The organism is Oceanispirochaeta crateris (assembly GCF_008329965.1).
GTDB classification, from domain to species: Bacteria; Spirochaetota; Spirochaetia; order DSM-2461; family DSM-2461; genus Oceanispirochaeta; species Oceanispirochaeta crateris.
In genome coordinates this window covers 2716213-2736858 of sequence record NZ_CP036150.1, presented here as the reverse complement: position 1 = coordinate 2736858, position 20646 = coordinate 2716213, and the positions used below count along the sequence as shown (strand labels likewise).

Genomic DNA, 20646 nt, shown 5'->3' with positions numbered 1-20646 from the left:
CTCAAACTTTCACTGGATAATATTGCATGCAATAAAACAGGAGGACTGGAATGTCTCAAAATCAATATCCCCATCTATTCAAAAAAGGAACTCTCGGAACTAAAACTCTTGTCAACAGGTTTGTTTCTCAGGCCATGGAAGCTAATGACGGCGAAGCTGGTGGTTCCGTATCTAAAAGAGCTATTGATCGCTATAAAAATTTGGCTTCCGGTCATTGGGGCGTTGTCGTTGTAGAAGCCCTCTCGGCAGATCCATCCTCTCTGGCTCGTGTCAATCAAATGATTTTAAACCGCGAAAACCTTGATGGATTCAAGACCCTGGTGGCTGAGTTTAAGAAAATAGCCCCCGAGACCATTCTCCTGTTCCAGGTGACTCATTCGGGGCGCAAGGCTGTGAAATCACACTCTTCTGCGACAGCTCTCTATAATCCTGCCGAAGGAGAGAAACTCTTATCCACTCAGGATGTCGAAGATATCAAGAACGCCATTGTCGAGGCCGCTCTTCTGGCAGAAGAAGCAGGAGCCGATGGCGTCGATTTTAAAATGTGCCATGGCTATTTCGGCTGTGAAATGCTCCGTCCCGGGAATGTCCGCGATGATAAATGGGGTGGTTCTTTTGAGAATAGAACCCGTTTTCTAACTGAGTCTTTAGGTGAAATCCGATCTCGTTTGAAGAATCCTGATTTCATCCTTGGCTCCCGTATCTCTGTCTATGAAGGCATTGAAGGGGGCTGTGGTACCGGCGGTCCTGATGAGATCATCGAGGATTTGAGTGAAATGGAAAAAGTCATTCAACTCATGGAAGAACTGAATATGGACTATGTGAATATTTCAGCTGGGATTCCTGGAACTACCAGTGAAATAACCAGACCGACTCCTCCTTCATTGTATTTGTATCTCCATCAGTTCCGCTACGCCAGATGGGCCAAAAATATTGTATCGAAAATGATGGTCATCGGGTCTGCTTATTCCATCCTGAAAGAGGGAGCCTTGGAGCTGGCAGATGAGAATCTCCAAAAGGGTTATGCCGATTGTGCCGGTTGGGGTCGTCAATCTTTTGCTGATCCTCTGTTTCCTGAAAAAGTAAAAACCGGTGAAGCTGTGAACTACTGCACCGCTTGCTCCGGATGTAGTAAGCTCATGGTAGCCCAGAAAAATGACGGCTGTATTCTCTACAATGATTATTACAAAGACTTATGGAAAAATAGAAATAAATGAATCCTCCAGAAACAAAAGTCTGGATGTTACCGTGGGGTGGGAAAACAATAGCTGTTCCTGTCAACCGGTCTCACACTCTGGTTGTAGGCAGTGGTGCTGCCTCGCTATGCTGTGCCGAAAGGCTGCGACGGCAAGGAGTGGAAGACCTTATTATAATCACGGACAATTTTCTTGGAGGCACTTCAAGAAATACAGGTTCAGACAAACAGACTTACTATAAGCTGGCAGATGCAGGCCATGCTCCAGATTCTCCCTATGCAATGGCTCAATCCCTGGCAGCAGGCGGGTGTATGCATGGGGATATTGCACTTGTGGAAGCTCAAAACTCACTGAACAGTTTTTACCATCTTGTCTCATTGGGAGTCGATTTTCCTCATAATCCCTATGGTGGATATACAGGATATAAAACAGATCATGATCCTCTCACGAGAGGCGTGTCTCTGGGACCTTATACCTCCAAAGCCATGACCGAAGCTCTGGCAAAAGAAGTGGAGCGTCTGGATATTCCAGTATTGGATCATCGAGAAGTTCTCCTCGTCCTGACTGATGAAGACAGGGCTGTTGGTGTCTTGGCTTTGAATAAACGAAACCTGGACAACGAAGTTTTTGGTTTGGAAATCTACCTAGCAGACAACACTGTTCTAGGTGTGGGAGGACCGGGTGGACTATATGAAACTTCTGTTTACCCTTCCATGCACCGTGGCGGTATAGGTATGGCCTTGGAAGCAGGTGCCGAAGCGGTGAATCTTACAGAGTCTCAGTTCGGTATTGCCTCGGTCAAATTCAGGTGGAACCTTTCGGGAAGCTATCAACAGGTTATGCCCTGTTATTACAGTACCGATGGGGAAGGGAATGACAGGCAGTTTTTTCTCAGCCAATATTTTGACTCCATGCAGAGCCTTTGCCATGCTATCTTTTTAAAGGGGTATCAATGGCCTTTTGATCCTCAGAAAATTCAGAATCAAGGGTCTTCTCTCATAGATCTTCTTGTTTACATAGAACGAGAGATTAAGGGACGAAGGGTTTTTATGGATTTCCGTATCAACCCTGAAGGACCAAAAGAATCCTTCTCTTTAAAGGATCAGAATTCGGAGGTTCAAGAATACCTTCAATCCTCCCGTGCGGACGGAGACACCCCAATCGAAAGGTTGAGACAAATCAATGAACCAGCCATCCTGCTATATAAAGATCATGGGATAGATCTTACTTCAGAAGCTCTGGAAATCGCAGTCTGTGCTCAACATAACAATGGGGGGCTTTCTGGAGATATCTGGTGGGAATCCACGAATATTAAGAGACTTTTTCCTGTGGGAGAAGTCAATGGTACTCATGGAATATACCGGCCGGGAGGGTCAGCTCTGAATTCTGGGCAGGTGGGAGCTTTGCGCGCTTCTATAAAAATTGCCCGGTCCTACAGGGAGCCAGTGCTGGATGAAGAGGCTCTTCGTGAGGGTGTACTGTTAAAGGTAAAGCAGTGGCTGGAAAGAATTGAGGCCTTGATGAATAACTCAACAGGAATAGACGTCTTTCAGTATCGACGAGAGTTTCAGAAGAGAATGACCCTTGCTGGAGGCTTTGTAAGGTCTCTTGATTCGGCTAAGAAAGCTGAAGCAGAGGCTAAGGAACAGGTGAATTCTTTCACCACTCAGAAGCTTCTGAATCGGGAACAGATTCCCTTTGCACTTAAAAACCGTCAATTGGCCTTGGCGCAAGTCTATTATCTATCTGCCATCAGACATTATCTGGAAGAAAAGGGAGGCAGCCGCGGTTCTTTTCTTGTACTAGATAAATCGGGGTCTGAATCACATCCTCTTTTAAGTTCTTCCTGGAATTTTAAAGAAAGCAATACAGATCTTAATCAATATATACAGGTTTTGAAAAATAGCAGCTCCGGTGATATTGAGTTCCAGTTTGTTCCTTGCAGAGCCCTGCCTTCCGAGGAATTTTGGTTTGAAACGATGTGGAAGGATTACCGGGAAAATGCATATCTAAAGGCAAAATAAAAGGCCTTAGAGTCCATTTTATCTGAAAGCTGGAGGTACTCAAGTTCAATGCTTCTCTATTTGAAGCCGTTGGATTTGGGTACCCTTTGAGGATAACTCCCGGGTATGAAATCCATTAATCAGTAACAATATAACCCCCTCATACGAACAGAACCGGCTTTATTCCAAACAGGGATGGACAGAGCCTGCTATTTATCAGGGATCTTTTTATCAAAATAGACGGGTCATTTTTGAGACCAAAAAGACCAAAACGCACATAAACAACTTAATGATTGTCTTTATGTTCTTCAAGGAGTATCTTCTAATCGCTAATAATTTATCTATTAAATCGAGGAAGAGATATGAAGAAAATGATTCGAAATTCTCTGATTCTGGCAATTCTGATTGTCAGTTTTATCAGTTGTTCAGGTAAAGCCCTCTACAATGCAGGGACTTATGAAGGTGAAGGAAAAGGGCATGGTGGAACCATCGTTGTTTCTGTGACCGTCAGTGATAAGGCTATCGAAGCCATTGAACTGGTTGAAAATCCTGAATCTGAATTCAGTTTGAAACCAATAAATGCTCTGATTGAAAGTGCTATCAAAGAAAATTCAGGAGACATAGACGCTATTTCCGGTGCATCGGAAACTTCCGAAGGAATGATCACTGCCATACAGGCAGCCCTGGCAAAAGCTTCCACTGGTAAGACTCAAGATGCAGTTTCTAAGAGTGAAGCTACCACAGCATTGGAAGACGACCAAGCTGATATCGTCATTATCGGGGCTGGCGGAGCCGGTCTGTCTGCAGCAAAAGCAGCCGCGGATGCTGGTGCCAAGGTCATTGTACTAGAAAAAATGGCCTTTGTAGGTGGAAATACAAATTACGCCACCGGAGGGCTGAATGCGGCCTATACTGACCAGCAGAAAGCCAAGGGAATCGAAGATTCGGTAGAGCAGTATTTTGAAGATACTATGAAGGGTGGAAAAAATCTAAATGATCCCGCATTGGTCAAAGTTCTGACCGAGAAATCTAAAGACAATGTCAACTGGCTCACATCTCTGGGCGCGGATCTTTCTGATGTGGGTTTCTTGGGTGGTTCAACCAACTCCAGAACTCATAGACCCACCGGTGGTGCCAGTATTGGTGCTCATATAGTTTCTGTACTTGATAAAGTGGCTGAAGAAGTGGCAGATATCCGTACTGGTAGCAAGGTTGTAGCCATTACTGCAGACGGTGGTGTCGTGAATGGAGTCGATGTAGAAACTGCTGATGGTATTTATCATATAACAGCCAAGGCCGTCATCATTGCTTCAGGTGGTTTTGGATCCAGCCCTGAAAAAATTGTTCAATTTAAACCTGCACTCAAGGGTTTTGGTACAACCAATCATCCCGGAGCTACCGGAGATGCTCTGGAACTCGTTAAGCCTCTGAATGTCGCTTTGGTTGATATGGAACAGATTCAGACTCATCCTACTGTTGTTCCAGTAAAAAATACTATGATCACAGAAGCGGTTCGTGGTAATGGAGCTATCATGGTGAACAGAGAAGCCGAAAGATTTGTCTCTGAACTTCAAACTCGTGATGTTGTATCTGATGCTGAGCTTGCTCAGACAGGGCAAACAGTATTCCTTTGTTTTGATCAGGGTGTGAGAGAGTCTCTAAAAGCGATTGAGCATTATGCGACCTCTGGTCTTCTGACTGAAGCTGGAAGTATCGCCGAATTGGCTTCTGCCTTGGATCTCGATGGGGAAACACTGCAGGCAACCATTGATACCTATAACGGATATGTAGATTCCGGTAGTGATCCTGATTTTGGTAGAGCCGATTTACCAAGAAAAATTGAAAATCCTCCATTCTATATGGTAGAAGTCGGTCCTGCTGTACACCACACTATGGGTGGGCTTAAGATCGATACAGATACCAAGGTTATTAATGAATCCGGTGAGTGGGTGACAGGACTCTTCGCTGCAGGTGAAGTCACAGGTGGTGTTCACGGAGCCAATAGACTTGGTGGTAATGCCATGGCGGATATCACAATTTATGGACGCATTGCTGGAACTCAGGCAGCTTCCTACGTAAAATAAGAGTAGATATTCAGATAAACAGGCGGTTCCCCCAGGGGAATCGCTTTTTTATTTCCCCTCTGTAGGAATATACTGGTGGACTATGAAGCTGAATCGTAAAATATCACTGGCCACAGGAATGTTTACAACAACCATCCTCCTGCTGACGGGTGTTCTCGTTATACAGCAATGGTTCAGCACCCTGCAGACTCAGCTGGAACTTTCAGCACAGGATTTGGCTGTTACCATATCAGAAATGGAATCTCTTCAGTACAACCTGACCCTTCCCAATGGTAGCATCCCGATCCAAAGAAGAATGGATGAGCTGAAGCTTTCCACACGAACACAATATATTTATGTTCTAAACAAGTTTGGCGATTACTATTCTCATACCGTACCTGCCCTGCAGGGAACAAGGGAGGAGGACCCTTTTATACAATCGATTCTCACATCTTCCGTTCCGGAAGTCCGGGTCCGCCGGACAGGAACATCCCGTTTTCCAGCGGTTGAAGCCGCCGCCCCGGTCTTTTACCAGGGAGAACTTGTGGGACTGGTGATTACAGGTTTTCTCAATGGCCGGATGTACCAGGATATCAGACTGAATATTCAAACCTTCAGTCTTTTTCTTATTCTGGCAGTGTTTATCAGCCTATATTCTTCGGCTCTCCTGTCTTTCAGCATTAAAAGATCCATGTCCGGCCTGGAGCCGGAAGAAATCTCTCGTCTTTTGGGACAGCGTGCCATGACATTGGAGAACCTGAAAGAAGGTATTGTCACCATAGATCAACTGGGCAATATTATTTATTTTAATGCATCAGCCATACGCCTGGCCGGCCTCAGAGAATGGGATCTGAATCAGTCCGTTCAATCCTATTTTTTTAGTCAGGGATTTCAGTTTTGTCTGGATAAAAAGAGAACCATTTCATTAGAGTTGCTCTCTCTGACAGGGTTGACTCTTCAGTGCCGTTTCGAACCCATATTTACAGAGTCAGGAGATGAAGTCCTGGGAGCGACCCTCGTTATGGAGGATCTCACGATTGTCCGGCTTCGGGCGGAAGAGCTGACTGGGATAAAGCAGATCAATGAGGGGCTCAGGGCTCAAAATCATGAGTTTTTAAACAAGCTTCATACCATATCAGGTCTCATACAGCTGGAGGAATATGATGAAGCCGTTCAGTTCATCACAGGGATCAGCCGGAATAGAAAATCCATTGTTGGCCGTTTGAGTGACCGCATCAAGGATAGTTCTGTAGCCGGATTGCTCCTTGGGAAATACAACAAGGCCCAGGAACAGCAATGTGAATTTTATCTTGATGATAAAAGTTTCCTCCCCAATCTCAAAGGCATGTCGGATACACTGAATTTGATCCTCGGTAACCTCATAGAAAATGCATTAGAAGAGTTGGCTGGAAATATTGATGGCATTCTTCAAGTTGGTGTTTATCAAAGCGGTCAGAATCTCCGTATTTTAGTAAGGGATAATGGACAGGGTATTGCCAATGTAGACCATGTCTTTAAAAGGGGGTTCAGTTCCAAAGGCCCTGATCGGGGACTTGGGCTCTTTTTGATTAAAGAAAGGGTGAACCGGGAGGACGGGCATATCTCTCTTGAAACAAGACCGGGACATACTGAATTTATTGTTGAAATTCCCTATATTGAAGAAGAGGTTTTATGAATATTCTTATAGTGGAAGATGACCCCATGGTTGGGCAGATTAATCAAAAATTTGCTTCCAAACAGTCATTTGTCAAAGACATTGTCATCGCGTCCAGTCTGGCTGAAGCAAAGGATCTCCTCAGCAGACGAGAATTTGATCTCCTTCTGCTGGATGTCTATTTTCCCACAGGCCGCGGGCCTGATCTTCTCCAGTGGATACGGAGTAGAAAAATATCCTTGGATGTCATTTTCATCACTGCCGATAATAGTCCGGGAACAGTGGAAAGGGCCCTGCATCTGGGAGCCCTGGATTATTTAGTAAAACCCTTCACCCTCGAGCGGTTTACAGACGCCCTGGAGGATGCCCATAGAAGAATCATGGGAATCCAGAACGTTCGGGATTTTGATCAGGACTCTCTGGATCATATGTTTCATAAAACCGGGGAAAAGCCGGTTCATCAGTCTCATGATCTGGACAAGGGGATGAGTTATAAAACTTATAAAACGGTTCATGATGAGGTGATGAAGACCAAGGAACCCTTCACGGCCGAACAGATGGGAGAACGTCTCGGAATTGCCAGGGTAACCATTCGGCGCTACCTAGATTTTATGGAGAAACAGGAGTTACTGACAGTGGAACTTCAGTATGGCAAGGTGGGGCGTCCCCAACATTATTATCATTTAAAGGATCATCTGTGAGAATTCTTAGCTCTGTTTTTATAACCGTACTGGCTGTCTTTTTTCTGCTGGTGGCTCCGAAGTATATTCCCGAGAGGGCGGATATTGTCATCATTGGCGCTGGAGCTGCCGGCATGAGAGCCGCTATGGAGAGTCGACTATATACGGATAAGATTATCCTGCTGGAAAAGATGTCATACCCTGGAGGGAACAGTAACCGGGCTTCGGGAGGATTTAATGCGGCACTGTCCACTCAGGATCAGATGGCTTATCAGAGAGATACCATGGAGGCCGGGCATTTTCAGGGGAATGAATCCTTGATCAGGATCATGATAGAACACAGTGGGGAGGCGCTAAAGTGGTTGCAGGATCAAGGTGCAGATTTATCTGACAGGGGCCTCTTGGCGGGGCACGGTCATCGAAGGACCTTTCGTCCTTCTGGCGGTTCTCCCGTGGGGCGGGAAATCACATCTGTATTGTTACGGGCTGTGACCAAGCAGGGGATTGACCTTAGGACGGAAAACAAGGCCCTTTCTATTACCCAAAAAAAGAACAGCCTCATGGTTTTAGTCCAGAATCCTACCGGACGGGAATATCGGATTCGAGCCCGTTCTGTGATCATCGCCACCGGTGGATTTGGCGGCAATCTAGAAATGGTCGTCCGGTATAATCCTAAAATGAAAGGGTTCAATACAACCAATTCACCGGGCGCTTCGGGAGATTTTATCAACCTCACCCGAGATCTGCCTGTTAAGCTTGTTCATTTAGAAGATATACAGACCCATCCCACGGTCGAACCCGATTTCGGAATTCTAATCACCGAAGCTCTGAGGGGGAATGGAGGCATCCTCGTGAATAGTCAGGGTCTGAGATTCACCGACGAATTGGCCTTCCGTGAGGTTTTGACCCGGAAAATACAGGAAGAAAATGAAGACTTTATCTGGTTGATATTTGATCAGGGTGTGAGAGAAAGTCTTCTCTCTTCGGAGTATTATTTTGAAAAAGAACTGGTTTGGGCGGGAGATACGATCCTTACTCTGGCAGAAAAAATTGCATTGCCTGAAACGAATCTGGAAACGACTCTGCAAGTCTGGAACGAGTCTGTACGACAAGGTGTGGACAATCTGTTTCAGAGGCAGGACCTCTCCGTCCCCCTTGAAAATCCTCCCTATTATGCGATCAAAGTCACACCGGGAATCCATTACTGCATGGGTGGTTTGGCAATTAATGAGCAGGCTCAGGTTTTGGACACCCAGGACGGAACTATTGCGGGGCTCTATGCCGCCGGCGAAGCGACAGGAGGCATCCATGGTAAAGATCGTCTGGGAGGGAATTCTCTTATTGATGCCATGGTTTTTGGTGAAATTGCGGGAAGAGAAGCTGCCGTTTATGCTCTTGACCGGGATATTTCCGAAGATCCTTGAGTCTCACAGGACGGCAGGGGGAATCCTTTCACTTAGACCTTTGGCTATTCTGCGTCCAGCCTCACAGTTATGAGAATCTTGTCATTCGATTCACCTTTTATAACAAGAGGAGCCCCGCTACTTACAAGCACGGATTCCGGGGAACCCTTATAAGATGAATCTTCTGTAATGATCTGAAACTCATTCATTCCTTCTACAGAAATATCAATGTTTTTCCCGGGATTTCTGGACCAAACTACAATGATGGTCTCACCGTTTTTGTCATCATATAAAAATGCCTGTAACAGTGATTTTTGAAGGCCCTCCAGCACCAGTCTGGATGGGTTGTATTCCTTGTTATTCAGTACAGATGTCATCATCGCAAAAGCATAGGCACCGGGTTTCCACTCCTTTTTTCGGCTCATCAAGCCGAAACTGCGTTCGGAAGGAACGATGAATCGGATGTCTTCGGGATTGTAGGAGTCAAAGACCTTGTACCAGGTAATCAGATTTGCACCGGCTGCGGTCATCAGAGTCAGAGCCTTCACCGTCTTGTTAAAATGGTTTCCAATTGACACCTTATGCGGATAGAGTCCAGTTGTTGGAAAACCCATTTCGGTGATCCATATTTGATGGGTATAACCCTCATCCCTGAGGAGGGCTTTAGCATCGGCTACTCGGTGGGCAGCGGCCTCAAGGGACATGGAATAGGGATGAAGAGACAGGGCATCGGCACCTTCGAGAGCACCTGCGGCCATCATCTTCTTCAAAAATGATTTTCCACCCATCATGGGATGATAGGATAAGGCTCCCACGGCAACAGGAACCCCGGGTGCTTCTTCTTTTAGAACTTGAATGGCCTCTCTGGTGAGGGCAAAGAAGTCTTCGTCGCTTCCTCGCCAAAAACGGGGAAAGTTTGGCTCATTCCATATCTCAAATCCTCCGATTTTCTCTCCATATCGGCGGGCCACGGTTCTGACATAATTCAGATAGTGTTCACGTTCATCCTTGGTAATATTCCGGCTCGTACCTTCTTTTTCATAGATCCAGGGAACATCGTATACGAGGAGAGCCAGTACTTTATGGTTTCTTTGGACAGCTCCGTCTATCAGCCAGTCGTACTGCTCAAAATTCCATTCTCCCTGTTGTGGTTCTATCCTTTTCCATGAAAAATCACTGCGAACCCACTGAATTCCCATATCATCAAAAAGGTTTTGTTTGTCTGTTGATTGAAGATAAGCTGCCCAGTTGTAGCGTTCATTCGCCAGGGGAGAACTCTTGAAGTGATTGTTTTCCTGAGGCCAGATTGCTCCAGGTTGGCAGGTCCCGAATTGGAGACTTTCATGGCCTTCCGGGTTGTGAAGGAGTGTGTTTCCCCTATAGCTGCGGCACCCAGCCAATCCTCCTGCGAAAATGAGAATCAAAGCCAGGGTGCGGATCATTCCCTTTAGAACCAGAGGCGCATTCCAAGAGCCGCCTGGACGTTCCAGGAAGGAAAGTAAATCGTCGGTTTGAATCCTACTCCCATGGCAGGGGCTACTTCCAGGAAAAACTCCAGAAAGTCGATGGGTTTCATTGTTAACCCGATTGGGACACGGCCGCCCAGGCTGAAGTCGCTATCATCTTCAGTTATGACAATACCTGTATAGAAACCGAGACCAACATAGAAATCCAGATCGCCGGAGATATTCTCCTGTATGACCCACCAGTCATCACTGATACTGAAATTGAAATATTCGGAGCCATTGAATGCTAATCTGACATTCTGAACGGTTCCGGGAATCGCTGGAGTATTGATGCTCAATGCGGCCCCCTTGTTGTTGCCTTCGCTGTCTAACCCAAAGGTATAGGCGGCTCCTAATCCCGTGTAGGAATAAGTTGTGCTTATGGTAAATAATGTGAATAGAAAGAAAATTATATTTTTCTTTTTCATGTATTTCTCCTGATTAAAATTAAAAAATGTTGATTTTAATATAAATAATCTATCACTTATATCGCTTCTATGGGAAGCTTTTTAAGCCCTATTGCTCTGGATCATCGGATGGTTCATCAAAGGAAAAAGGATGAGCAGATGGTGTTCCGGTGATCCTTTTTCAGTAAGCGGGCAGAGATAGTCACGGTGAAATGGCAGAAACCTAATCGGTATACCATTCAACCTTTGTTCTTAGGTGAGCAGAATCTCTCTATCTGTACTGGAAAAACTCAATGACTTCATTATCCGGACCGTACACAAATGCAATGCGGATGGGGAGTTCCTTTTCTTTGGCTTTGATCACGAGGTCAAAAGGAGCATCCTTACCCGCATAGCCGGATTTTAGGACCCTATTGTAATAGAGGTCACAATCCTCCACGAGGATACAAAAATGGATTACTGAATTTTCAGGAGAATCAGTTTTGGTTCCTCCTGCGAATATTTCAATATAACTTCCGCCGCCGATGTCCATCATACATCCTCGATCATCACCTTCTCCCCACTGAAGGGCGACATTCATGCCCAGGGTTTCGGTGTAAAAGGCTTTTGATTTGTCAAAATCGGCACATTTTATGGCAATATGGTGAAACTTCATAGACGCTGCAATATTATTGTTCATGGGAGTCATTGGATTCATGGTGTTCTTCCTTACAAGAGTTTCATAATTTCACCACAGATTCTCTTGTCTGTCTATGAATTCGCTCTCTGTTTTAGCCGCCAATTCCAATCATCGCTGCTCCGGCTATGGCCAGAATCAAACCGTATACTCGGGATTTGCTCAGTTTTTCCTGGAGTACCATCCTTTGAAGGAAGACTGTGGGTGCTGGATACAGGGCCGTTATGACCACGGCTGTTACAAGAAAACCAGTCCGGGTTGCCAGGAGGTAAAAAATATTGGCAGCCATATCCAGAGCACCGGCCAAGACTGCATGGATACTGCTTCCCCTTGTCAGGAACAGAGGGTGTCGGCGCAGGAGAGTAATGATTAAGAATAAAGGGACCGTGGCGGCTCTGGCGGCAACCAGGGACCACAACCCGGAATTGTCGCCGCTCTGGGCAATGAGAATAAAAAATCCGCTGAACCCAATGCCGGACAGAAATCCCATTTTCAGGGATTGTAGAACATGATCCTTCTTTTCCTCCTTTTCTGCCGAGAGCAATATAATTGCTGGGAGGGCCAGGCTTATACCGCACCATGTCAGCAGGTTCGGTCTTTCTCCTGTGATGAGGCCGAAGAAAACAGGAAGGACTGCCCCGGTGAGGGCCGCCATGGGAGACACAACAGAGGCTAGTCCTGTAGCCAGTCCCCTGTATAAAATACCCACACCTGAGGCTCCCACCAGACCGGCGGCGATTCCCCAAAAAATGTCTGAAGCTTCAACAAAGGAGGTGCCCATAAGAGGTGCGGCAAGCAGGGCCGTTAAGAGTCCCACTCCCTGTGACCAGGCAACGACAGCCGTGGCAGAGCTCTTTCGGGAAGCCAGACCCCCGTAAAAATCTGCAGAACCATAGGTTAAGGCGGATAATGAGGCGAATAACGTGACCATGGGAGGCATTGTACAGATATGAGATCAAGCTGTCAGCATATCCCATTGGGATAATGGAGCTGATCATCATTTTTTATGCAGTCAATCCTAAAGTTCGTTGATGGTGGAATAGACTACAATATTTATATTTTCTGATAAACAGTGCCATCTGCCATCAGTTCATCATTGCTTGTATCATAACTCAGAGATAACTCAGAGCCCAAACCATTGTTGAATATGTAATCAGTTCCATCCCTGTCAATAATATACCCATCCAATGTGCCGTCAATTGTGCCGTCTGTTGATACCGTAAAATCAGTGTCGGTTCCATTTTCTGACCAGGTTCCCACCAGATTGACCGGACCGAACTCTACCTCATCAAGGGTAATCACATCCTCTGATGTTTCGTATGTAAATGTAGGGACAACAGATCCATTGCCAAATTCGCTATCAGGATGATAGGTCAACCAAGTAGAGCTTATAGTGGATGATACGGGATCCATGCCGTCATAATAGGACGTGGTGGTTATGGTGCTGACATGTTCGATGGATTCATCCATAATAACAGAATCTCCGTCTATGGTAGCCGTTGAAATTTCAGCAGGATCGGCTTCTTCCAGAGTCAGGGTTACAATCTGTTCTATAAATGTATCAAGGGGATTCACATAGGAATCAAAAATATCTGTAATATACTGATCTGAAGAGAGCATGGCAAAATCATTCTCACTGGGGTAAAACACTTCGCTGAAGATGTAAAGCACCTTATCACTGTAATCATATCGATAGTTGTATTCTTTAGTTTCGCTTTCATTGCTTATGTAAAGAATTGTCTCATCATTCTCCCAGCTTAGATCTGAGGCATCCAAAAAATTCAGGAATATACTTTCATCTTCAAACTTGATTTGCTTTCCATCCTCAGATTCCCAAACTCCCTGGAAGTTCTCATTGTGGCTGCTGTCGTAATCCGATGACAGTTGACAACTCATAGAAATGAGTAATAGGGAAAATCCCAGCGAAAAAATCATTCCTTTCTTCATCGTCTCTCTATTTACACCTTCAAACAGTATTGATAAAAAGTATGAAAGATTTATTCTTCAATGTAAATCAATTAATTCTGAATATCTGCATTCTGAGGTCTTTGGTGATTATCTATATTCTAATAATGTGTTGATCTCCTGAGGCCAGAGAGCCTCATCAATGGTTTCAAGAACAAGGGGTATCCCGTTAAACCGGGGATCGGCAGCTATCATCTCAAAGGCTTCCCAGCCAATATTGCCCTTTCCCAGACTGTGATGCCTGTCCAGATGACTCCCTAATGTAGCTTTAGCATCATTGAGGTGCATCCCTCTTAGGAAGTTGAAACCGATTATCCGATTAAAGTCTGTCCATACATTGTCCATGGATTCGGGAGTCCTCAAGTCATAACCGGCCGCAAAGAGATGGCAGGTATCCAGACAAACAGCGATTCTTGTCTGGTCTTTGATTCCTTCAATGATGCGGGCTATCTCTTCGAAGCGGCTGCCCATATTGGACCCTTGTCCTGCCGTGTTTTCTATGAGAAGCACCGCCGATTCGCTCTGGTCAATGGCCTGGTTCAAGCTTTGGGCAATCCGGTCCAGACAGTCTGAGGGCGCTATGGACCTCAGGTGACTTCCCGGGTGGAAGTTCAGGTATTTGAGTCCCAGCTGCTCCACTCTTCTTATTTCGTCCTGAAAGGCAATCCTTGATTTTTCAAGTTTTTCAGTTTCTGGATGGCCCAGATTAATCAAATAGGAGTCGTGGGGGAGTACCGCATCCGCAGTGAATGAACACTCTTTCATATTCTTCTTGAAGTTTTGGATGCTCTGCTCTGTGAAATCTTTGGCTACCCATTGCCTTTGGTTCTTTGTGAACATCCCAAATCCTGTGGCGCTAACTTTACGTGCATTCAGGGGGGCATTTTCAATGCCGCCGGCAATGCTGACATGGGGGCCGATATATTTTGAGTCCTCCATTTTTTCTGCTTCCTTACATGGATTTGTCTATTGTTGTTGGTAGAATATGAAGCGGCCGACGGGAATCGAACCCGCTTCTCCAGCTTGGGAAGCTGGGGTAATACCAGTATACGACGGCCGCATGGTCTATATTCCCATGGTAAACTCTGCTCGCCCCTTTGGCAATAACATTCTTAATTGGCATTCTTCCTTTTCCATTCGAATCAAAATACAACGAGAGCTTTGCCTCAGGCGGATGGAGGTCCAATCCTGAGAGAAGCGATTGATGAAAAAAAACTAAAAAAATCTGACAAATCAGTATATGACCATGTAGAATCTGTGCAGAACTGGATTTGAAATTAAATTGATTGAATATCAAAAGCAGCCATATACGGGATCAAATCTAATTTTTAGGAGTCATTATGAAAGACAAGTACTATAAAGAAAATAGCTGGTGGGTTAGCCCCTTTAATTATATAGATGAGGTTCAAAAGACGTTGTCAATTCCTAATGAGGTGATCATCCATGATGCGACTCTTAGGGATGGAGAGCAAACTCCCGGGATTGTCTTTAGAAAGGATGATAAGGTCAGAATTGCCGAGCAGCTTGATTCCATCGGGATAGAAAGAATAGAAGCGGGTATGCCCGCTGTATCAAAGGAAGATTTTGAAGCCATTAAAGAAATAAGTAAGAGAGTCAAGAACGCCCAGATCTTTACCTTTGCAAGAGCCATGAAATCAGACATCGATATGGCTGTCGATTGTGGGGCTCATGGTGTTGTGATTGAAGTTCCCATCGGGTATCCCAAACTGAAGTATCAGTTTAACTGGACCTGGGAGGATGTTTATAATAAGAGTGCAGATGTAATTAATTATGCAAAAGAAAAAGGCCTGTACGCCGTCTTTTTCCCTTATGATACGACGAGAGCCCGGGAAGAGGATTATGATAATCTCATTCAAAAAATATGCAAGAACGCTTTGCCCGATTCGATTGGTATTGTGGATACAATGGGCTGCGCGACTCCAGAGGCCATCCGTTATTTAGTCAAAAAAACAAAAGAAATGTCCAAGCTTCCCATAGAAATCCATACTCACAATGATTTTGGAATGGGAGTTGCCACAGAGCTGGCGGCAGTCACCGCGGGTGCATCTGTTGTCCACAGCTGTGTGAATGGAATGGGTGAGAGGACAGGGAATGCTGCTTTAGAAGACCTGATTCTATGTTTGAAACTCCTATACGGAGTGGATAATCATTATGACATCCATAAACTGACTGCCCTATGTGAATACCTTTCAGAGTTGACAGGGATTCCCATTCCCAGGAATAAACCAGTCACTGGAAAATTTAACTATACGAGAGAGTCCGGCATCGGGGTCGACCTGGTGATGAAGAAGCCTCTTGCCATGTTCTCCATTGATCCGCAAATGCTAGGGAAAACCGGAGATGTGGCCTTAGGGAAAAAAAGTGGCAGGATGTCTGTGGTCTATACCCTTGAATCCCTGGGTATCGTAGATGTAGATGGAGGGACAGTTGATTTGATTCTCCAAGAAGTGAAGAAGATGGGAGCCGAGAAAAGACGATTGCTGAACATAAATGAATTCAAAGCCATTATGTCAGACTACGGATTACACAGTCCCCAGAGCTGAAGTCGCCAACAGGATAGACTCAATACCAGCCCGATACTTTGTCTGGCGTAAAAGTCTCTCCTGTTCAAAATATGAAGTCATGATTCTGGAGCAACTGAATTAAATCATTTTCTCCAGGAAGGTCTTGATCCTGGGATGATCCGGATTGTTGAACAACTTATCCGGTGAGGCTTTTTCAAGAATACAGCCTTCATCCATAAATACAATCTGATCTGAAACTTCCCGGGCAAACCCCATTTCATGGGTTACAACAATCATGGTCATATGCTCAGACGCCAGTTTTTTTATGACAGAAAGAACTTCGCCAATCAGTTCCGGGTCCAGTGCGGAAGTCGGTTCATCAAAGAGCATTATGTCCGGTTCCATGGCCATGGCTCTGGCAATGGCAACACGCTGCTTTTGTCCTCCCGAAAGGGTGCAGGGATACTGGTCTTTCTGATCTGCAAGGCCAACCTTGGCCAAAAGAGCTTCCCCTTTTTTAAGAGCCTCTGCCTTTGAGACTTTGAGAACCGTCAGGGGTCCTTCAATCACATTTTCCAATGCAGTCATGTGGGGAAAAAGGTTGAAGTTCTGAAAGACCATTCCCAGTTTGCGGCAGCGCTGTCTTATTTTACTCTCATGGACAGGCGTACCATTTTCATTGAGGATCTCTTTTCCCTCGATGCGGATGCTTCCGGATGAGGCTTTCTCAAGATGAATCAAAGTTCTCAGCAGGGTGCTCTTTCCAGAACCTGAAGGCCCTATGATTGAATAAATCTCCCCTTTGCGGACCGTGAGATTGACATTTTTGACAACCTCCAGAGTGCCAAAGGACTTACAGAGACCTTCAACCTCTATCATAAGCTGATTGTCATTCATAGACGGCATATTTCTGCTCCAGTTTTTTAAAGAAGAGTACAACGCCGTAATTTAATATCAGGTAGATACAGGCGGCTATCACAAAGGGGCTGATGGTGAAATCCCTGGCGACGATTTCCTTTGAGTTCCGAAGTATATCACCAATACCAAGCACCACAATCAGGGCTGTGTCTTTGACCAGTGTGATGGCTTCATTTGCCACAGGAGGAAGAACTCTCTTCACCGTCTGGGGGAGAATGATGCGAACCATGGTCTGGCTGTAGTTCATCCCTAAAACACGGGACGCCTCATACTGACCCTTGTCTATGGACTGTATTCCACCCCGGAATATTTCCGTAAAGTAGGCTCCATAGTTAAGAACAAAGGTCAGAGCCGCCGCAGAAAACCTCTCCAGTCTCAATCCGGGTAGCAGAATGGGAAGACCATAGTAGACAAAGAAAATCTGCAGTAGGAGAGGTGTTCCCCGCACAACGGAAGTATAGACTTCCATAAGAATCCGTAATCCTTTAATGCGGGAGGTCTTTGCCATGGCACAGGAAAATCCAAGAGGAATAGAGATTATCAGTGTTATGGCAAAGAGTTTCAGCGTTACAGAACAGCCCTGCAGGATGTAATGTGTTGAACTTAAAAGATATTCCATTAACGGGGAAGGAGGATATCTTCAGCAAACCATTTGTTTGAAATGGCAGCGGCAGTTCCGTCTTTTACCATTTCGTCCAGGATGCGGTCTACTTCGTTTACAAAAGCAACTTCGCCTTTTCTAAATCCGATTCCATATTCTTCTGCGCCGAAATCTTCTGCGGCCACGGCATAAACACCGGGTTTTTTAGAAATATAATAACGACCCATAATTTCATCTACTACAACCGCATCGATGCGGCCTGTCGCCAGATCCATAAGGGCCTGAACATTGTCCTGATATTTAACGAGCTCTTTGAAAGTGGCCACAGTCGAAGCATCTCCGTTGACCGCATTGTCGGCGCTGCTACTCATCTGGATTCCCATGGATTTCCCTGCCAGATCTGCCTTGGTATCAATCCCGGAATCTTTTTGAACAATCACAATCTGTCTGTTTGCAATATAGGGCTTTGAAAATTCAATTTTCTCAATTCTATCTTCGGTTATGGTCAAACCATTCCAGATAACATCGATATCTTTGCTGTTTAAATCAAGGATTTTAGCATCCCAGTCAATGGGCTGCATTTTCAATTCTACTCCCATTCTTTTTGCAACTTCTTTAGCCAGGTCTATATCGAAACCTGCTACTTCGCCATTTTCATCTCTAAATCCCATGGGAGGGAAGCTGTCATCCAAACCTAGGATCAGAACGCCCTTGTCCTGAATGTATTTCAGAGAGTTGTCTCCCTCTGCATTTTCTTTTGCTCCACCGGCAAAAAGTGCGGTAGCACAAATTGTCATTAATAATAAAGTAATTGCTTTTTTCAAAGGTTTCTCCAGTCGTGATAATATTGTTAGTCCCAGTATAGGGAGAGGAGTGAATTCTGTAAATAGAATGTTTCCTTACTTCTTTATAGAACTAATTTTCCTTTTATTTGACTGCTCGGATTCTAATCACTAATGTTAGGTTGTGTAAAATATGAGACTTAGAAGGAAAATTATGAATAAATTAACCATAACTGTCACCGGTGGAACCGGATATATTGCTTCCTGGATCGTAAGCGATCTGCTCCGGGAGGGGCATCGAGTCCGCATTACTGTCCGTGATAAATCCAATAAGGAGAAATACCAGCACCTTCTGGATATAGAAAATAAAACAGATGGGTCATTGGATATTTATGAAGCGGATCTATTAGCACTCGGTTCCTTTGATAAAGCCATAGCCGGTGCTGAATACGTGATGCATACGGCCTCACCATTCTTTCTCGATGATGGAGGAGATGCTCAGAAAAATCTGGTGGATCCGGCTGTGAAGGGAACTCAGAATGTGTTGGATTCGGTTCATCGATCGGGAACGGTTAAGCGGGTTGTTCTCACCAGCAGTGTGGCGGCAATTTATGGAGATTCAAGAGAATTAAAAGAACAAGGAATCTCAGCTTTAGACGAAACCATGTGGAATCAGAGTAGTTCCTTAAGCCGTAATGCCTATAGTTATTCAAAGACAGAAGCCGAAAAAGCCGCATGGGAAATCGTTAAAAAGCAGGACCAATGGGAACTGGTCACCATTAATCCAGGATTCGTCTTGGGTCCTTCTTTGACTAAAAGGATCGATTCAACCAGCATTTCAACATTGCTGAGAATACTCCGCGGAGAAATAAAATCAGGCGCCCCTGATTTGGGATTTGTCTTTTCCGATGTCCGGGATATCTCCAGAGGTCATATCCTTGCCGCCTTCACTCCAGAAGCAAAGGGACGTTATATTATTGCCCATGAAAGCGGTAATCTCCTGACTCTTGCAAAAATCATTGAAGCTTCTAAACCGGGACAATATAAGGTTCCCCGAGGGCTGGTTCCAAAATGGCTTCTGTGGCTCTTAGCTCCCTCTCTAGGTTTTTCCCGTCAGTTTGTGAGGGATAATGTCGGATTTTCTGTTTCCGTAGATAACAGTAAAAGCCTTAGGGACCTTAAAATGGAATATACTCCTTTGGAAAAGACCGTTATGGATCAAGTAGAGCAATTGAAAAAAGACCAACTGATTTAAGTTAAGAAGTCCTTCTGGTATCAAAAGGTCCATTTAAACATGAACGAGCTGACCTGGAGGACTTTTTTGCTTCAATATTCAGGAAAAGAATACATAAACACTCTTATACTTCACTAATGAGTTCAGGGGTGTTAAAATTATCCGTATTAAAAATACAGACGATTGAGGGATTATCATTGCTTATGAAAAAGCGTTTAATAAGGAGAAGTATATTGTTGCTTCTCATTCTAATACAGTCTCCCCTTTTTGCAGGAACAAATGAAGATGCTGACAAAATCATTTATGACTTGAGGGAAATTGTCTTTCAGCAAGACTATAGTGACCAGGAAGTCAGAGAGTATTATGAAGATAAAAAATCGGATCTAAATTCTCTAGCTCTGAATACCAGTGAATTCTACTACTATAACTCCATGATCGATTACTGGATGGCCAGAGCTTATCAATCCTTTGACGATACTCAGACCGTGGTGGATCACCACGTTTTGGTCCGCAATGGGAAATACCTGAAATTGAGGGATTTTTATACGGCTCCGGAAGAAGCCATATATTTTTATGAGAAATCTTTGGACTATATCAATGAGTATCTAGAACTGAATCCCGATAGTTTAGGATATCAGCAGTATTCGGAGATTCAGGGAGAGTTGATCCTCTTGAAGCCGGTCAGTTATGTTCTGGCTCATGGATTAAGTGTCAAACGAACCCTTAAAAAGTCTCTTAAACTCGATCCTGGAAATGTAAAGGCTCTCATTGCAGACGGCGCCAGTGATATCTATACTCCAAAAAAATACGGAGGAGATTACATCGCCGGAATTGAAGTGCTTAAGAGGGCATTGACAATGGGGTCGGCAGACCGGGAAGATTTATTTAATATCTATACTCATATTGCTTACGGCCTAGTTTCGAATGAACGACATTCTGAAGCTCTCACATGGCTGGAAAAAGCCGAAGAAATTTATCCAGGCAACATGTATCTATCAGGATTGATGAAAGTTGCCAAAGAAGGAATATAGAAA

General features: G+C 44.8%; 18 protein-coding genes and 1 tRNA gene. 9 read left to right on the top strand and 10 right to left on the bottom strand.

Features of this window, described 5'->3' with window-relative positions; all coding sequences use genetic code 11:
• Window positions 1-50 precede the first annotated feature (50 nt).
• The 6 genes from EXM22_RS12400 to EXM22_RS12375 all read left to right on the top strand — a co-directional run bounded on the left by EXM22_RS12400 (window position 51) and on the right by EXM22_RS12375 (window position 9020).
• Window positions 51-1217 carry an oxidoreductase gene (locus tag EXM22_RS12400; RefSeq protein ID WP_149486828.1) on the top strand — a complete coding sequence of 389 codons (1167 nt, stop codon included), beginning with the start codon at window positions 51-53 and terminating at the stop codon, window positions 1215-1217.
• Window positions 1214-3220 carry an FAD-dependent oxidoreductase gene (locus EXM22_RS12395; protein ID WP_210411472.1) on the top strand — a complete coding sequence of 669 codons (2007 nt, stop codon included), beginning with the start codon at window positions 1214-1216 and terminating at the stop codon, window positions 3218-3220. The genes EXM22_RS12400 and EXM22_RS12395 overlap by 4 nt, the downstream gene beginning before the upstream one ends.
• A gap of 341 nt (window positions 3221-3561) precedes the next feature.
• A complete protein-coding gene (locus EXM22_RS12390) occupies window positions 3562-5283 on the top strand; it encodes a flavocytochrome c (RefSeq protein WP_149486827.1) in 1722 nt (573 codons plus the stop codon).
• A gap of 82 nt (window positions 5284-5365) precedes the next feature.
• Window positions 5366-6937 carry an ATP-binding protein gene (locus EXM22_RS12385; protein WP_149486826.1) on the top strand — a complete coding sequence of 524 codons (1572 nt, stop codon included), beginning with the start codon at window positions 5366-5368 and terminating at the stop codon, window positions 6935-6937.
• A complete protein-coding gene (locus tag EXM22_RS12380) occupies window positions 6934-7617 on the top strand; it encodes a response regulator (RefSeq protein ID WP_149486825.1) in 684 nt (227 codons plus the stop codon). The genes EXM22_RS12385 and EXM22_RS12380 overlap by 4 nt, the downstream gene beginning before the upstream one ends.
• On the top strand, window positions 7614-9020 hold the full coding sequence (locus EXM22_RS12375; RefSeq protein ID WP_149486824.1) for an FAD-dependent oxidoreductase: 1407 nt from the start codon (window positions 7614-7616) through the stop codon (window positions 9018-9020). Before EXM22_RS12380 ends, EXM22_RS12375 begins: the two co-directional genes overlap by 4 nt.
• 44 nt (window positions 9021-9064) lie before the next feature.
• Here EXM22_RS12375 and EXM22_RS12370 read toward each other — a convergent pair whose 3' ends face one another.
• The 7 genes from EXM22_RS12370 to EXM22_RS12340 all read right to left on the bottom strand — a co-directional run bounded on the left by EXM22_RS12370 (window position 9065) and on the right by EXM22_RS12340 (window position 14612).
• Window positions 9065-10441, bottom strand: coding sequence for a family 1 glycosylhydrolase (locus tag EXM22_RS12370; RefSeq protein ID WP_149486823.1), 1377 nt, complete (start codon window positions 10439-10441; stop codon window positions 9065-9067).
• A 5-nt stretch (window positions 10442-10446) separates the two neighbouring features.
• On the bottom strand, window positions 10447-10932 hold the full coding sequence (locus EXM22_RS12365; RefSeq protein WP_149486822.1) for a hypothetical protein: 486 nt from the start codon (window positions 10930-10932) through the stop codon (window positions 10447-10449).
• A gap of 250 nt (window positions 10933-11182) precedes the next feature.
• The gene (locus EXM22_RS12360; protein ID WP_149486821.1) at window positions 11183-11608 is read right to left on the bottom strand and encodes a VOC family protein; all 426 of its coding nucleotides are present in this window, start codon (window positions 11606-11608) and stop codon (window positions 11183-11185) included.
• Window positions 11609-11681: 73 nt separating this feature from the next.
• Window positions 11682-12518: a DMT family transporter gene (locus EXM22_RS12355; RefSeq protein ID WP_168203487.1), complete on the bottom strand. Its 837-nt coding sequence runs from the start codon at window positions 12516-12518 to the stop codon at window positions 11682-11684.
• A 122-nt stretch (window positions 12519-12640) separates the two neighbouring features.
• Entirely contained in the window at window positions 12641-13534 is an 894-nt protein-coding gene (locus EXM22_RS12350; protein ID WP_149486819.1) for a hypothetical protein, read from the bottom strand.
• A 108-nt stretch (window positions 13535-13642) separates the two neighbouring features.
• Window positions 13643-14491, bottom strand: a complete 849-nt coding sequence (gene nfo / locus EXM22_RS12345; RefSeq protein ID WP_149486818.1) for a deoxyribonuclease IV — start codon at window positions 14489-14491, stop codon at window positions 13643-13645.
• 50 nt (window positions 14492-14541) lie between these two features.
• A tRNA-Gly gene (locus tag EXM22_RS12340) sits at window positions 14542-14612 on the bottom strand.
• 280 nt (window positions 14613-14892) lie between these two features.
• On the opposite strand from EXM22_RS12340, the gene EXM22_RS12335 reads away from it, so the two are divergent.
• On the top strand, window positions 14893-16116 hold the full coding sequence (locus EXM22_RS12335) for a LeuA family protein (protein ID WP_149486817.1): 1224 nt from the start codon (window positions 14893-14895) through the stop codon (window positions 16114-16116).
• 99 nt (window positions 16117-16215) lie between these two features.
• Here EXM22_RS12335 and EXM22_RS12330 read toward each other — a convergent pair whose 3' ends face one another.
• The 3 genes from EXM22_RS12330 to EXM22_RS12320 are packed head-to-tail and all read right to left on the bottom strand — an operon-like array spanning window position 16216 to window position 18420.
• Entirely contained in the window at window positions 16216-16983 is a 768-nt protein-coding gene (locus tag EXM22_RS12330; RefSeq protein WP_425465762.1) for an amino acid ABC transporter ATP-binding protein, read from the bottom strand.
• Window positions 16967-17614 carry an amino acid ABC transporter permease gene (locus tag EXM22_RS12325; protein ID WP_149486816.1) on the bottom strand — a complete coding sequence of 216 codons (648 nt, stop codon included), beginning with the start codon at window positions 17612-17614 and terminating at the stop codon, window positions 16967-16969. Before EXM22_RS12325 ends, EXM22_RS12330 begins: the two co-directional genes overlap by 17 nt.
• Window positions 17614-18420 (bottom strand): amino acid ABC transporter substrate-binding protein, encoded by an 807-nt coding sequence (locus EXM22_RS12320; RefSeq protein WP_246157017.1) that lies wholly within the window; start codon window positions 18418-18420, stop codon window positions 17614-17616. Before EXM22_RS12320 ends, EXM22_RS12325 begins: the two co-directional genes overlap by 1 nt.
• 172 nt (window positions 18421-18592) lie before the next feature.
• Between EXM22_RS12320 and EXM22_RS12315 the strand changes: the two genes are divergently transcribed.
• The gene (locus EXM22_RS12315; protein WP_149486815.1) at window positions 18593-19633 is read left to right on the top strand and encodes an NAD-dependent epimerase/dehydratase family protein; all 1041 of its coding nucleotides are present in this window, start codon (window positions 18593-18595) and stop codon (window positions 19631-19633) included.
• Between the two features lie 212 nt (window positions 19634-19845).
• Window positions 19846-20643 carry a tetratricopeptide repeat protein gene (locus tag EXM22_RS12310; protein WP_149486814.1) on the top strand — a complete coding sequence of 266 codons (798 nt, stop codon included), beginning with the start codon at window positions 19846-19848 and terminating at the stop codon, window positions 20641-20643.
• The last annotated feature ends 3 nt before the right edge of the window (window positions 20644-20646 follow it).

Coding starts and splice junctions, on each gene's coding strand:
- EXM22_RS12365 (WP_149486822.1), bottom strand. CDS start 10,932: ATGAAAAAGAAAAATATAATTTTCTTTCTATTCACATTATTTACCATA.
- EXM22_RS12350 (WP_149486819.1), bottom strand. CDS start 13,534: ATGAAGAAAGGAATGATTTTTTCGCTGGGATTTTCCCTATTACTCATT.
- nfo (WP_149486818.1), bottom strand. CDS start 14,491: ATGGAGGACTCAAAATATATCGGCCCCCATGTCAGCATTGCCGGCGGC.
- EXM22_RS12335 (WP_149486817.1), top strand. CDS start 14,893: ATGAAAGACAAGTACTATAAAGAAAATAGCTGGTGGGTTAGCCCCTTT.
- EXM22_RS12355 (WP_168203487.1), bottom strand. CDS start 12,518: ATGGTCACGTTATTCGCCTCATTATCCGCCTTAACCTATGGTTCTGCA.
- EXM22_RS12325 (WP_149486816.1), bottom strand. CDS start 17,614: ATGGAATATCTTTTAAGTTCAACACATTACATCCTGCAGGGCTGTTCT.
- EXM22_RS12315 (WP_149486815.1), top strand. CDS start 18,593: ATGAATAAATTAACCATAACTGTCACCGGTGGAACCGGATATATTGCT.
- EXM22_RS12395 (WP_210411472.1), top strand. CDS start 1,214: ATGAATCCTCCAGAAACAAAAGTCTGGATGTTACCGTGGGGTGGGAAA.
- EXM22_RS12390 (WP_149486827.1), top strand. CDS start 3,562: ATGAAGAAAATGATTCGAAATTCTCTGATTCTGGCAATTCTGATTGTC.
- EXM22_RS12370 (WP_149486823.1), bottom strand. CDS start 10,441: ATGATCCGCACCCTGGCTTTGATTCTCATTTTCGCAGGAGGATTGGCT.
- EXM22_RS12380 (WP_149486825.1), top strand. CDS start 6,934: ATGAATATTCTTATAGTGGAAGATGACCCCATGGTTGGGCAGATTAAT.
- EXM22_RS12360 (WP_149486821.1), bottom strand. CDS start 11,608: ATGAATCCAATGACTCCCATGAACAATAATATTGCAGCGTCTATGAAG.
- EXM22_RS12400 (WP_149486828.1), top strand. CDS start 51: ATGTCTCAAAATCAATATCCCCATCTATTCAAAAAAGGAACTCTCGGA.
- EXM22_RS12330 (WP_425465762.1), bottom strand. CDS start 16,983: ATGCCGTCTATGAATGACAATCAGCTTATGATAGAGGTTGAAGGTCTC.
- EXM22_RS12385 (WP_149486826.1), top strand. CDS start 5,366: ATGAAGCTGAATCGTAAAATATCACTGGCCACAGGAATGTTTACAACA.